A 13374-nucleotide genomic window follows, 5' to 3' on the forward strand; every position below is an offset into this window, starting at 1 on the left:
CCGCTGACCTGGCCGTCACGTGGCGTTCTGCAGTGCCACGGACTCGGTGTCCTGGGCGCGGGCCAACCGCTGGGACACCACCCGGGTGGAGCCGTCCTGGCGCATGGACACCCCGTAGAGGGCATCGGCGATCTCCATGGTGCGCTTCTGGTGCGTGATGACGATCAGCTGCGACGACTCCCGCAGCTCCTCGAAGATGACCAGCAGACGCGAGAGGTTCGTGTCGTCCAGCGCCGCTTCGACCTCGTCCATCACGTAGAAGGGACTCGGGCGGGCCTTGAAGATCGCCACCAGCAGGGCCACTGCGGTCAGGGACCGTTCCCCTCCGGAGAGCAGCGAGAGCCGACGGATGCGCTTGCCCGGAGGACGCGCGTGGACCTCGATGCCGGTGTTGAGCATGTCCTCCGGGTTGGTCAGCTCCAGCCGCCCTTCCCCGCCGGGGAACAACCGAGCGAAGACCCGCTCGAACTGCTCCTTGGTGTCGCCCCAGGCTTGGGTGAACACCTGCTCCACGGTCTGGTCCACGTCTGAGATGATGTCCAACAGGTCCTGCCGGGAGGCCTTCAGATCCGCAAGCTGCTCCTGCAGGTAGGCGTGCCGCTCCTCGAGGGCGGCGTGCTCCTCCAGGGCGAGGGGGTTCACCTTGCCCAGCGCTTTCAGGTCTCGGCGGGCACGCTGCAGCCGGACCTCCTGCTCCCCGCGGTCGTAGGGGCGCGGCTCCGCCTCCTCGTCCTCCGGGTCGGGCACGGGCTGGTCCGGGCCGTAGTTCTCGATCAGATACTCGGGGCTGAGGCTGAGCTCCTCGTGGCCCCGCTGCTCCGCGGCTTCCAGGCTGAGCCGCAGCTCCGTACGGGTCAGCTCCGCCTGGTGCAGACGCGCAGTGACCGTGTCGAGCTGCTCAGCCTCGGCGCTGCGCGCGGTGCGCAGGCGCTGGATCTCCGTAGAGACCTCGCGGTGCCTCTGCTGAGCCTCGTCGTGGGCGTCCTGGGCACGCGCCAGCACGGAGGCGAGCCGATCCACGGCCTCTTCAGCCTCCGCCTGGACCTCCTCGGCCTCCTGAGCCCGATGGTTCCGAGCCTCCGCGACGCGCCGAGCCTCCTCACGTCGGGACTCCTCCGCCTGAGCGCTGCGGCGCAGTGAGGCGGCACGCTCCTGGAGCTGATTGAGCTGCTCCTCTGCGGCACGAAGGGCCAGTCGCGCCTCGACCTCGTCACGACGATGCGTCGACGCCAGTTCCGCCAGGCGGTCCCGCTCCGCGGTGGAAGGGTCCTCATCGATGTCGTCGCTCTCGGCTGCGGCCAGGCGGGCGCTCGCCTCGTCGAGCTGCTCCTGGGCCTCATCCCGGGCTTCTCCGGCCTCGAGGATCTCCGTCTGTGCGGAGGCGATGCGCTCCTCGGCGCGAGACACCTCCGCGCTGAGCCGTCCCAGCTGCTCCGTGGTGGCGGTCATCTCGGCATCGTTGGCGTGCAGGGCCTCCAGGCTCTCCTCCACCGCCAGCTCCGCGGCGCGGACCTCGGAGGCCTGGGCGTCCGCCTCGGCAGACACCTGCGCGAGCTCCCGCTCGGAGGTCTCCGCGGTCTGCGTCAGCTCCGTGATCTGAGCCGAGATGGCCACATCGGAGTTCTCCAGTGCGGTGCCGCCGATGTGCTCTCCGAGACGCAGCACATCCCCGGAGGCCGTCACTGCGGTGTGCACCCCTTCGACGGCGAGGCACTGCCGGGCCGCCTCCAGGTCCGGGCACAGCACGACGCCGCCGAGGGCATGCGCCAACGGCACGGAGAGGTCCTCGGGCCCGGTGATGGCCTCCGCGGCCGGCACGCTGCCCGGAGGCAGCTGCGGTGCGGTCACGGGCTCGGAAACGGGAGGCGACGCCGAGCGATCCACCGGGTGGACGAGGTGGGCGCGCCCGCCGTCGTGATCCGCCAGCCACGCCAGGACCTCAGCGGCCCGGTCGGCGTGGGCCACCACCAATGCCGTGTCCAGGGACCCCAGGCAGGCGGCCAGCGCCTTCTCCCAGCCCCCGGTGACGCTGAGGCGGTCTGCCAGCGGCTCGACGTCGTCGTGCTCCCGCCGCAGGGCGCCGGCACCGTCTCGCGGCGCCCGCGCCGCGGAGAGTCCCGAGAGCCGGGCCCGATATTCGCTCACGGCGGCCTCGAGACGACGCCGCTGGGCCTGCAGCTCGTCGTGACGGGCCCGGAGGGTCTCGTAGCGGCTCTGAGCCGTCTCATAGGCGGCGTCGAGGCCCTCTTCACCGGTCTCGATGCCGGCGACACGCTGTTCCAGGTCGGAGAACTCCGCTCGAGCACGCTGCTGCGCCTGGCGAGCCTGCTCGCTCTGCTCCTCGGCTCGACGGCGGCGCGCTTCTGCTGCCTCGATCCACCCCTGGGCCGCATCTGCGCGGCCCCGCAGCGTGGCCAGGCCCGCGCGTCGGTCGGCGACGGCGCGCAGCTGCTCCGTCAGGCGGGTCTCCTCCGTCTTCAGCGCGTCCTCGCTCGCGGCGCGACGCTCACTGGTCTCTTCGAGCCGGCTCCGGGCCTGGTCCACCTCGGCCTGGGCGGTCTCGGCCTCCTGCGTGACCTGCTGGGCCTGGGCGCGCAGCTGCTCGGGGTCGCGGCCGGAGGTGTCCACCGTGGCGGAGGCGTAGAGACTGCGTGCCCGCTCGGCCGCGACGGAGGCGACCGACCGCAGCCGCTCCTGCACCTGGGCCAGCCGGTGGTGTCCGGCCAGCAGCTTCTCCCCCCGCAGACGCAGGGCACGGGCCTGCTCGTCCCATGCTGTGATCTGCTCGTCCTGGCCCTGCAGGGAGGCCCGGAGCCGTTCCGCCAGCGCCCTGTCCTCCTCCTCGCCGCGCCCGGACTCATGGAGCGCGGTGGCGGCCTGCACGAGGTCGTCGGCGATGAGCCGGGACAGAGCATCCCGCACGTCGTGCTGGATGCGCTGCGCCCGTCGGGCCACCTTGGCCTGACGGCCCAGCGGCGCGAGCTGACGGGAGATCTCAGAGATCAGGTCCTCGAGCCGGTCCAGGTTGCCCTGCATGGACTCGAGCTTGCGCACGGTGCGCTCTCGACGCCGTCGGTGCTTCAGCACCCCGGCGGCCTCCTCGATGAACCCGCGCCGCTGCTCCGGGGTGGCGTGGAGGATCTGGTCCAGCTGGCCCTGGCCGACGATGACATGCATCTCGCGGCCCAGCCCCGAGTCGGAGAGCAGCTCCTGGATGTCCAGGAGCCGACACTTCTGACCGTTGATCGTGTACTCGGACCCGCCGGTGCGGAACATGGTCCGGCTGATGGTGACCTCGGTGTACTCGATGGGCAGCGCGCCGTCGGAGTTGTCGATGGTGAGGCTGACCGACGCCCGTCCCAGAGGCTGCCGCTCGGCGGTTCCGGCGAAGATGACGTCCTCCATGGACCCCCCGCGCAGAGACTTCGCCCCCTGCTCCCCCATCACCCAGGCCAGCGCGTCCACCACATTGGACTTTCCGGAGCCGTTGGGTCCCACCACAGCGGTCACGCCAGGTTCGAACTCGAAGGTGGTGGCCGAGGCGAAGGACTTGAAGCCCCGGATGGTGAGCGTCTTCAGGTGCACGCCCGGTCCTCCTCCGTCACATCGTCTGGGTCACATCGTCTGGGTCACATCGTCTCCGTCACACAGTCGGCTCTCGGCAGCCGCGTGCCGCGGGCTGCTCAGCCCTGCGGGGCGAAGTCCGGCATGCGCTCACCGAGTCCGAAGAGCTTCTCGACGGCGGCGACAGTGCGGGCGGCCGCCTGGCCGTCCCCGTAGGGGTTCACGGCGTTGGCCATCGCCCGGTAGGCAGCGGCGTCGTCGAAGAGCGTGGACACCTCGTCCACCACACGGTCCTCATCTGTTCCGATGAGCCGCACCGTGCCGGCGTCGACCGCTTCCGGTCGCTCGGTGTTCTCGCGCATCACCAGCACCGGCTTGCCCAGGCTGGGAGCCTCCTCCTGAACGCCGCCGGAGTCGGTGAGCACCACCGTGGCCAGGCTCATCAGGCGCGTGAACTCCCCGTAGGGCAGCGGCTCGGTGACGATGACATTGTCGTGGCCGGCCAGTGCCGGCAGGATGGCTTCACGCACCACCGGGTTGCGGTGGGCCGGCAGCACGATGAGCTTCTCCGGGTACCGCTCGGAGAGCCGGGCCAGCGCGCGGCCCACACCCTCCATGGCGGAGCCCTGGTTCTCCCGCCGGTGCGTGGTGACCAGCAGGACCTCCTGACCGGAGGCGGCGGCATCCTCGAGCTGACTGTCGGAGAACGGCACCTGCTTCTGGGCGACCTCCAGCAGCGCATCGATGACCGTGTTTCCTGTCACCACGACGTCCTCCTCCGCGACGGCCTCCCGCAGCAGGTTCGCGCGGGACTGGCCGGTCGGCGCCAGGTGCAGCGAGGTGATCTGCGAGGTCATCTTCCTGTTGGCCTCCTCCGGGAACGGAGAGAACAGGTTGAACGACCGCAGGCCGGCCTCGGCGTGGATCACCGGGATGCCGACATAGAAGGCCGCCAGGGCGCCGGCGGTGGTCGTGGTCGTGTCGCCCTGGACGATCACCGCGTCCGGCCGGTCCTCGGCGAAGAGGGCGTCGAGGCCGGAGACGGTCCGGGTGAGCACCCCGTTGAGGGTCTGCCGCTGCTGGATGATGTTCAAGTCATGGTCCGGGACGATCCCGAAGAGCTCGTTGACCTGGTCCAGCATCTCGCGATGCTGGCCGGTGACGGTCACCCGGCACTCGAAGTGCTCGCTGGCCTGCAGGGCCTTCACGATCGGGGCCATCTTGATGGCCTCCGGCCGGGTTCCGTAGATCGGCATGATGCGCTTCATCGCCGGTGTGCTTCCCCTCTGATGGTGATTCTCGTCTGCTCGCTCGTGGGCGTCGTCGCTGCCGGAGTCGCCGACTCCAGCCTATCCCCTGCGACGCGCCCGCGGGCGGAGACCCTCCGGGCCGGGGACGGGCGCGGCCCTGCGCTACTGTGGTGGCGATGAGCAGCTCAGCAGACTTCTCCGGGGAGGCCCTCCAGGGACGCCGACTTCAGCGCGCACGCCACGCCGCGGCCTTCCGGGACCCCGACTCCCCGCCGCGTCGCCTGATCACGCGCCTCCCCGACGTGGACTGGGCGGCCCCCCGCGAGTTCGAGGGCGCCCCATCGGCCACACGGCAGATGTTCGCCGCCGCTCGGCGCAAGAAGGTCACCAAGCATGAGGTGCAGCACGCCTTCCGGACCTTCACACTCAACGGAGACGTCATCGGCGGACTCAACCACCGCACGCATTCGCTGGTGAGCGATCAGGCCAAGCGTGCCTGCCGCTCCCGGCCGCTGGCCAAACAGCACCTGCAGGCCGTGGAGGTCCCCACCCCGGACGGCCGGGGATTCCGGGTGCGCGAGCTGGACGAAGCACTGGCCCACCGGGCGCAGCTCGACGGGCCGGTGGTGATCAGACCGGCCACCGGGTCAGCCGGCGTCGGCGTCTCCTGGGGAGTCCGGACCGAGGAGGAGTTCCGCGCGGCCTGGGCCTACGCCGGAGCCGCCCGGACCAATCCGCTGTACCGGAGCCTCTCGCTGCTCGTCGAGGAGCAGGCCACCGGCATCGATGTGCGCGCCTACGTGGTCGGGGAGAAGACAGTGGCGGCCGTCGCCCGGCTGCCGCTGTTCATCGTCGGTGACGGGCGCGCCACGGTGCGGCGCCTCGTGGACGACGCCGTGGCGGCCCGGGCCCGCAACGCCCATCTGGCCAAGCACCCGCCGGAGGTCGACGACGACGCCCTCGCCGACCTCGGACTCCGCGCCTCCGAGGTGCTCCCCCGGGGGCAGCACCGTGACGTCAGCGGCACGTCGAATCCGCTGCAGGGCGGGATCACCGTGGACATCACGGCCGAGCTGCGCGAGGCCCATGCCGAGCTGGCCGTGGAGGCGATGTGGGCGCTGCCGGGGCTGCGCGCGGCCGGAGTGGACCTGCTCATCCCCGACCTCGACGGCGACGACGGCGCGGTCGTCGTCGACGTCGCCGACGACGCTGACATCTCTCTGCATCGCTATCCCTCGCACGGGAGCCTGCGCCGTCCGGCCAACGCCGTGGTGGAACAGATGATGCGGCGCGCGAGGCGCTGACCCGTGCGCCCCGTGGGACCTTCTGCATCTCCGCCCTCCCCATCCACGTCGGGCTCTTGCGAGGACCCGGCTGCGGGCCGCGGGGCGACGACGTCGCTGACTCAGGGCCTTCCGGATCGTCGTCGGCTGCCTGCGTTGGAGGGCACCAGAGGCCTCGCCATCCTCGGCGTGGTGCTCTTCCACCTGTTCGGGGCCGGGCGTGTCTCCGGCGGCATCGACATCTTCCTGGCCGTCTCCGGCTTCCTGTTCACCGGCATGCTGCTGCGCGAGGCGGCGAGCACGGGCCGCATCGCCCTCGGCCCCTACCTGAGCCGCCTGGCGCGGCGCATCCTCGCCCCGGCCGCGCTCGTGATCACAACGACCACGGTGGCCGGACTGCTCATCCTGCCGGTCACCCGCCACGGTCAGCTGCTCACCGAAGCCCGCGCCTCGCTGCTGTGGCTGGAGAACCTGGAGCTCATCCGGTCCCAGCTCTCCTATGAGGCGGCCGGGCCCGAGACGAGTCCGTTCCAGCACTTCTGGTCCCTGTCCGTCCAGGGGCAGTTCTATCTGCTCTGGCCGCTGGTGGCCGTGGCGGCGGTGCTGCTCGCCCGCCGTATGGGCCGTTCGGCCGCCGCGACGATGGGGGTGCTCACTGCTGGTGTGCTCATCGCCTCGTTCCTGTGGGCCGCGCACCGTCAGCACGTGGACCCCGCTGAGGCCTATCTGTCCTCCAGCACCCGTGCCTGGGAGCTGGCCTTGGGCGGGCTGATGGCACTGCTGGCCGTCCGGTTCCGGCTGCCTGATCGGTTCCGCTCCGCCGCCGCCTGGACGGGACTGGGGCTGGTGGTCAGCTGCGGGTTCGTCCTCGACGGCGCCGCGCTGTTCCCGGGTCCGTGGGCGCTGTGGCCGCTCTTCGGGCTCGCCCTGATCCTCGCGGCGGCGCAGAGCTCCTCCTCCGCGATCGCACAGCCTGCGCCGCTGCGGCTGCTGTCCTCCCGTCCGCTGGCCCGAGTCGCCGACCTGGGCTATGGGCTGTATCTGTGGCACTGGCCGGCCCTGATCCTCTTCCTCGAGGCCACCGGGGCGGAGTCCCTGGGGCTGCCGGGGGCGCTGGCGGTTCTCGCGTTCTCCCTGACGGCGGCCTGGGCCACGCACCGCTGGGTCGAACGGCCGCTGGCCCGACTCGGCCGGAGCACGCCGGGCCAGCACCCCACGCATGGGCCGTCTGCAGGTCGCGGCGCGTCCCGGTCCCAGCGTGTCACCCTGGCGCTGGCCGCCACGACCCTGTCCCTGGGAGCGGCGGCGACGACGGCCCACCTCCACCTGACCACGGCCCCGCAGGAGGACGGTCTGGCGATGCAGGGCATGGACCGGGCGCTCTACCCGGGAGCCTCGGTGTCCGGCTCCTCGGCCGCCGTCGCCGGGACTCCGGAGCTCGACGAGGTCCCGGCCTTCCCCGAGCTCACGGGCCTGAGCCGCAGAGTTCCCGAGTACGCGACCCGGGACTGCCATCAGCGCACCGGGAACCGGCCGGGGACCTCTGAGGTGCTGGTCTGTGAGGACCTGGACGCCCCGGAGGACCCCCGGGCCACGATCATGCTGGCGGGCGGCTCCCATGCGGGCCACTGGCAGCACGCCTGGCTCATGCTGGCCGAGACGCACGACTGGGAGATCCTGGTGGCCACCAAGGGCGGGTGCGTGTTCCGTCATATCGAGGACGTCGAGGACAACCAGTGCGCCCAGTGGAACGCCGGCTTCGCCGAGGTGGTCGCGGACCGGGAACCCGACGTCGTGGTGACTCCCGGCACCCGCATCCCCCGCGAACCGGGAGAGGAGTTCGTCGTCGAGGGTGCCCCGGAACGGTGGCAGGAGATCACCGACGCCGGTGCCGAGCTGCTGCTGATGCGCGGCACGCCTCGCCAGCTCGACGACGTCCCCGACTGTCTGGCCTCGGGCGGGGATGCCCACAGCTGCGCCCCCGACGGCTCCAAGTTCGCGGAGGTCGACCCGCTGAGCACGCTGGAACTGCCCTCCGGAGCCTCCACGGTGGACCTCACGGATCTGTTCTGCCCTGCGGGTCGATGCGCGGCCGTCATCGGCAACGTGGTGGTCTATCGGGACAGCCACCACCTGACGAACGAATACGTGGAGACGGCGGCTCCGTACCTCGAGGAGCGGGTGCGCGAGGTCATGCCGCATCTGTTCGAGCCGGAGGCCCAGGCGGTTCGACCGCCGGGCGCCGAGGACCCCGCTGATACAATGGCTGGCGCTCCGCGGGAAGAAGACTCCCTGTGAACGCCCCGCAACAACGGACCCGGCGGATGGCCGGACCCGCGACGACGCCCCTGGAAGGAACGTGGTGATGGCCACCCCGACAGCAGAGCGCTCGGCCGCCCCGACGCACGTGGACGAGCCTCGCCAGGCCGGACACGTGGTGCAGCTGGATGGCAGCTCCTTGGTCCGCGTGGGCGCGCGCCCCCGGCTCCTGGACTACGTCCAGCGGCTGTGGGCGTTCCGGCACTTCATCATCTACGACTCCCATTCGAAGGTGCAGACCGCCAACTCCAATGACGCGATGGGTCGTGTCTGGATGGTGGTCAACCCGATCCTGAGCGGCCTGGCCTACTTCCTGGTGTTCGGGCTGCTGCTGGACCTCTCCCGCGGGATCAGCAACTTCATCGGCTACCTGATCATCGGCGTGTTCATGTTCCGGTACACCACCTCGGCGGTGTCCTCCGGCGCCAGCTCCATGGTCAGCAACCAGTCGGTCGTCCAAGCCTTCAACTTCCCCCGGGCGAGCCTCCCGTTCGCGATCAACGTCCGCGAGCTCTTCGCCAATGTGCCCATGCTGATCGTGATGGCCCTGTTGGTCATCACCATCGGCGACATCCCGTTGGCGGACACTCCTCCGACTCCGGTCAGCGTGGACTGGCTGTGGCTGTTCATCTTCCCGGTGCTGGCGCTGAACTTCCTGCTCAGCACGGGTCTGGGCATGCTGCTGGCCCGCGCGGTCTCGGCCTACACCGATGTGAAGCACATGATCAGCTTCGGCATGCGCATCTGGTTCTACACCTCGGCCGTGTTCTTCACCGTGGACCGTTTCGCCGGGTCGCCGGGAGGCGAGTACATCGAGTTCGTGATGTACCACAACCCCATGTTCTGCGTGCTGGACATCATCCGCTCCACGTGGCTCTACGGCGAGATGGCGGACCCGTATCGCTGGGTCGTGCTGACCGTCTCCTCGGTAAGCATCTTCATCATCGGATTCCTCGTGTTCTGGCACGGCGAGGAGAAGTACGGGAGGGAGCGATGAGCACCCCGGTGCGCAACTACACGCCCCGACGCGTGAACTGGCGGTCCTCCGGAGCACCGGCCACGGAGGCTCCCGCCCCTACCGCCACCGGCGAGCTGGACATTCTGGAGGATGAGCAGCTCTTCGAGGAGATCTCGTGGGCGGAGGAGGACTCCGCGCCCGTGGTCGAGCGCCTCGACTCCTCGGACATCGCCGTCGCCGTCGACCACGCCTCGATGATCTACCGGATCCGCTCCTCCACCGAGTACCTGAACTCCACCGGCCGGTTCTCCCGGCAGCTGCGGCGGATCACCGGTTCCGGGTGGGCGAACGTCCCGGCCCTCCAGGACCTCAGCTTCGTGGTCCGTCAGGGCGAATCCGTCGGGGTCATCGGCACCAACGGGTCGGGCAAATCCACCCTGATGAAGCTGCTGACCGGGAAGATCCGCCCGACCACGGGGGAGATCTATGCGACCTCCACCCCGATCATGCTCGGCGTCAACGCGGCACTGGTGAAGCAGCTCTCCGGCCGGGAGAACATCAAACTGGGCTGCCTGGCCATGGGGCTGACGCCCAAGGAGGCCGCGGAGAAGTATGACATGGTCGTGGAGCTCTCCGGGCTGGAGGACTCGCTGAACCTGCCGCTGAAGTCCTACTCCTCGGGCATGGCCTCCCGCCTTCAGTTCGCGATCGCCACAGCGGTGGACCCCGACATCCTCATCATCGATGAGGCCCTGAACACCGGTGATGCGCAGTTCCGCGCGCGCACGAAGCGCCGCCTCGACGAAGTCCGGCAGCAGGCCGGCTGCGTCTTCCTGGTGTCGCACTCCTTGGGAACCATCAAGCAGATGTGCTCTCGGGTCCTGTGGATCGAGCAGGGACGTCTCCTGGCCGACGGCGACCCGGAGTGGGTCACCCAGCAGTATCAGGAGTACACCGAGCACAAGTCTCAGAACCGGATGCGCTCGGCGCAGATCGTCTACGAGCGCACCCTCATGCAGCTCGACCAGGTGCAGGTGGAGTTCGACTCCGGCACGCGCCCGAAGCGCGCCGGCTGAGGCACTCCGGCGGGGGAAGCCGACGCTGCCGCCGGCCGGCCGGAGTCATGCCGACCTCCGCAGCAGCCCGACGGACATGCTGACGGCCCCTGACCTGAGGACTCGTGTCCTGCAGGTCAGGGGCCGTCAGCGTCCGCCGCGGGCCCGGCCGGTGATCAGTCCTCGGACTCCTCCTCCGAAGCGGTCTCGTCCGGGCCCTGCTCGAAGCGCTCCTGCGCCTCGTCGATGAACCCCTCCAGGGTCTCGACATCCCGCGGGTCAGCGGAGAAGCCGACGGCGGTGAAGTGGTTGTTGCCGTAGCTCTCGATCACCAGGAGCACAACGCCGCCGTCAGCACCATCGTTGACCAGCAGCATCCCCTCTCCAGAGGTGTCCGGAGAGGACACCTCGAAGTCGTCGCCGTCCAGTCCGGTGCTGCGCCCCAGGTCCTCGACGATCTCGCTCTCGCAGGCCTCGAGCATGTCATGCGTCAGCGAGGCGAATTCGACGTCGTCCTCGGTGGAGAAGACCTCCACTTCGGTCATCGCCTGGTCCGTGACGTAGGTGGCGGTGGCACCGGCGACCATCCCCGCCTCGGCCAGCTCCTCGTCGCCGGCGCTTCGTGCCTCGACGCAGCCCTCCGAGGGGTCACCGAGCTGGCCGTCGAGCGGACCGAAGCCGTCGAGGGTCTCGCCGAACCTGTCCCGGGATGACGGGCTGCCCTGCAGGTCCCACCCCTCGGGCACCGCCCGTCCGGTCAGGAAGACCGTCTCCAGCTCGTTCTCGTCCATCGGCCCGCTCGGCAGGTCGTTCCCGCAGGCGGTCACCGCCAGCGTGAGCACCGCGCTCGCCCCTGCGGCGCGCAGCACGCGCCCTCGCTTCGTCGTCATCGTATCCATCGGCCTCCCCCTCATAGGTGTGTGTCGTCCACAGCCGGCCGCCGGTGGCAGCCAGCCATCTGCTCATCCCCGTCGCCTCGGCCGATCCCTGACGAGCACGAGGGACCGGCCGGGCGGCGAGTCACTCGTCCTCGTCGGCCTCGTCGTCAGCGTCGGAGTCCTCGTCGGCGTCAGCGTCGGAGTCGTCGGCGTCGTCGGCCTCAGCGTCGGCGTCATCGTCCTCGTCAGGGTCGTCGGAGTCGTCGTCGGACGCCTCCGGCTCCGACTGCGGGAAATCCACCGTCGAGGAGTCGGTCTCCAAGGTCAGGGTGGCGATGTTGTCATCCCAATCCTCGACCCGTGTCTCAAAAGTCTGGCTCAGGGTGACCTCCGTGACGTCGGCGGGCATCGCCACCGCCATCCAATAGGTCGAGTTCCAGGTGCGGGTGTCGATGTCGATCGTCCGCGAAGCGGAGTACGTCTCTCCTGCCCCATCGGTGACCGTCAGGCTGGGGGTGAGCTCCTTGAATCGGGGGTTGAAGTCATCGCTGTCCAGGATCGCGTCGAACTCCAGGAGCAGCCAGGCCTCGTCCTCCTCCGCCCAGCCGTCAGCGCCGCCGACCTCCGAGTAGGCCGTGAGCCAGGCGGACTGCAGGCTCAGATACATCGAGGCCTCATAGTCTCTCTCATCCAGCGCGAAGGGCTGGTCGGCGATCGAGAACTCGTGGTTCGTGTCCTGCTGGGTCACGTCACGGTAGTAGGCACGGGTCACCGGGTCCGCCTCGCGCTGGCCCTCCGGCAGGTCCACGACCTGGTCCCGGCCCGCCGACGAGACGACCAGGTGCGCGTCGTCCTCCGGGACGGAGGCCAGGAAGCTTCCCGACTGCTCGCTGGGTCCGCTCCAGCCGTCGTCCTCGCCGAACTCCGCCAGCGTCCTCTGCTGACCGCCGGCGTTCAGCGCCAACGCCGCTGTGGACGTCTCGTCCTCGCCGGGCCGCTCCGTGGGCTGGTAGTCGTACTCGACGAACACGAAGGTCTCACCGTCCGCGGGAGCATGGGGCTCCCCGTCCAGGCTGACTCCGATGTCGCCGTCATCCGTGTCGCCGTCGAGATGATCCTCCATACCCTCCTCATGAGTCGGGGCGCCGGCGACCGGGACGGTCTCGAGCGTCGCGACAGAGGTGATCGTCACGCGCCCCCCGGGAGTCATGACCAGGCCGTCGTCGCCCGGGCTGACCTGCTCGTCACCTGGCTGCACAAGGTCACCGGGCAGGGACTCCCCACTGAGGATGAACCCCGAATCGGTCTGCGGCATCGGCGGCGCCGCCAGGGCGTCGATGGAGTCGGGGGCCTCGTCGCCGTCGGCATCCACCACGGGACCCTCCGGCCGGGTCCGTCCACGCTCCAGACCGGCGGTCCATCCCTCCGGGAGACGGGCCTCCATCTCACTGTCCGAGTTCGGGCGGATCTCGAAGGTTCCGATGTCCCAGACCTCACCCTCCTGAGCCGTGCTGGTGCGCACGCCTCCGCAGGCGAGCTCGCCCGTCACGTCCTCGTCCTCACCCAGCACGAAGAAGCACCCGGCGTCCTCACTGACCTCCACGTTCTGCGTCGGGCGCGACTCCTCCCATTCCGCGGAGGCCTGCTGGAGGAACTCAGCGGCGTTCTCGAGCGGGTCCCCGTCCTCGGTGGTCGGGCCGCCGCTGCCCGTGAGACCCCCGCAGCCGGAGAGCACCAGGGCCAATGACGCCGCCCCGGCTCCGAGTCCGGCGACACGACGGCGCAGATCAGTCCTCTTCTTCGTCTGCCCTGCAGACTTTCTCAACGCAGGCTTCATCAATGATCGTCCCCCTCGTCATGCGATTCTCAGCGATCGCACATGAGTCTATAGACCACCACTGACACGCGCAGGTCCTTGCGCCCACGGGATGGTTGTGTGACGTAAGCACCGCTGGGCACCCGGCATGCGGCTCCGGGAACACGCAGGGCCCGGGACGACGCGTCGTCCCGGGCCCGGCGGGGTTGCTTAACCCCCCGGGCGCCCCACCCACATGCCATGACCCCCGC

At 69.9% G+C, this 13374-nt stretch carries 8 protein-coding genes; 4 read left to right on the forward strand and 4 right to left on the reverse strand.

The genetic code is table 11. The features are described from left to right. Nucleotides 1-15 precede the first annotated feature (15 nt). Nucleotides 16-3585 carry a chromosome segregation protein SMC gene (gene smc / locus SD455_RS13025; RefSeq protein ID WP_445508356.1) on the reverse strand — a complete coding sequence of 1190 codons (3570 nt, stop codon included), beginning with the start codon at nucleotides 3583-3585 and terminating at the stop codon, nucleotides 16-18. A gap of 98 nt (nucleotides 3586-3683) precedes the next feature. Further along, nucleotides 3684-4832: a non-hydrolyzing UDP-N-acetylglucosamine 2-epimerase gene (gene wecB / locus SD455_RS13030; RefSeq protein ID WP_070160420.1), complete on the reverse strand. Its 1149-nt coding sequence runs from the start codon at nucleotides 4830-4832 to the stop codon at nucleotides 3684-3686. A 158-nt stretch (nucleotides 4833-4990) separates the two neighbouring features. Between wecB and SD455_RS13035 the strand changes: the two genes are divergently transcribed. The 4 genes from SD455_RS13035 to SD455_RS13050 all read left to right on the forward strand — a co-directional run bounded on the left by SD455_RS13035 (nucleotide 4991) and on the right by SD455_RS13050 (nucleotide 10450). After that, on the forward strand, nucleotides 4991-6118 hold the full coding sequence (locus SD455_RS13035; RefSeq protein ID WP_070160421.1) for an ATP-binding protein: 1128 nt from the start codon (nucleotides 4991-4993) through the stop codon (nucleotides 6116-6118). 135 nt (nucleotides 6119-6253) lie between these two features. Beyond that, nucleotides 6254-8395: an acyltransferase family protein gene (locus tag SD455_RS13040; protein ID WP_445508357.1), complete on the forward strand. Its 2142-nt coding sequence runs from the start codon at nucleotides 6254-6256 to the stop codon at nucleotides 8393-8395. Between the two features lie 67 nt (nucleotides 8396-8462). Beyond that, nucleotides 8463-9413 carry an ABC transporter permease gene (locus SD455_RS13045; protein WP_083277531.1) on the forward strand — a complete coding sequence of 317 codons (951 nt, stop codon included), beginning with the start codon at nucleotides 8463-8465 and terminating at the stop codon, nucleotides 9411-9413. Continuing rightward, nucleotides 9410-10450 carry an ABC transporter ATP-binding protein gene (locus SD455_RS13050; protein ID WP_083277532.1) on the forward strand — a complete coding sequence of 347 codons (1041 nt, stop codon included), beginning with the start codon at nucleotides 9410-9412 and terminating at the stop codon, nucleotides 10448-10450. The genes SD455_RS13045 and SD455_RS13050 overlap by 4 nt, the downstream gene beginning before the upstream one ends. Nucleotides 10451-10605: 155 nt before the next feature. Here the strand turns inward: SD455_RS13050 and SD455_RS13055 are convergent, their stop codons facing one another. Together SD455_RS13055 and SD455_RS13060 are read right to left on the reverse strand one after the other, a co-directional pair. Continuing rightward, entirely contained in the window at nucleotides 10606-11319 is a 714-nt protein-coding gene (locus SD455_RS13055; protein ID WP_070160424.1) for a hypothetical protein, read from the reverse strand. Nucleotides 11320-11449: 130 nt separating this feature from the next. Then, complete coding sequence (locus SD455_RS13060; protein ID WP_445508358.1) at nucleotides 11450-13132, reverse strand: hypothetical protein; 1683 nt, start codon at nucleotides 13130-13132, stop codon at nucleotides 11450-11452. Nucleotides 13133-13374 lie beyond the last annotated feature (242 nt).

It is taken from the genome of Nesterenkonia sp. K-15-9-6 (genome assembly GCF_052656005.1).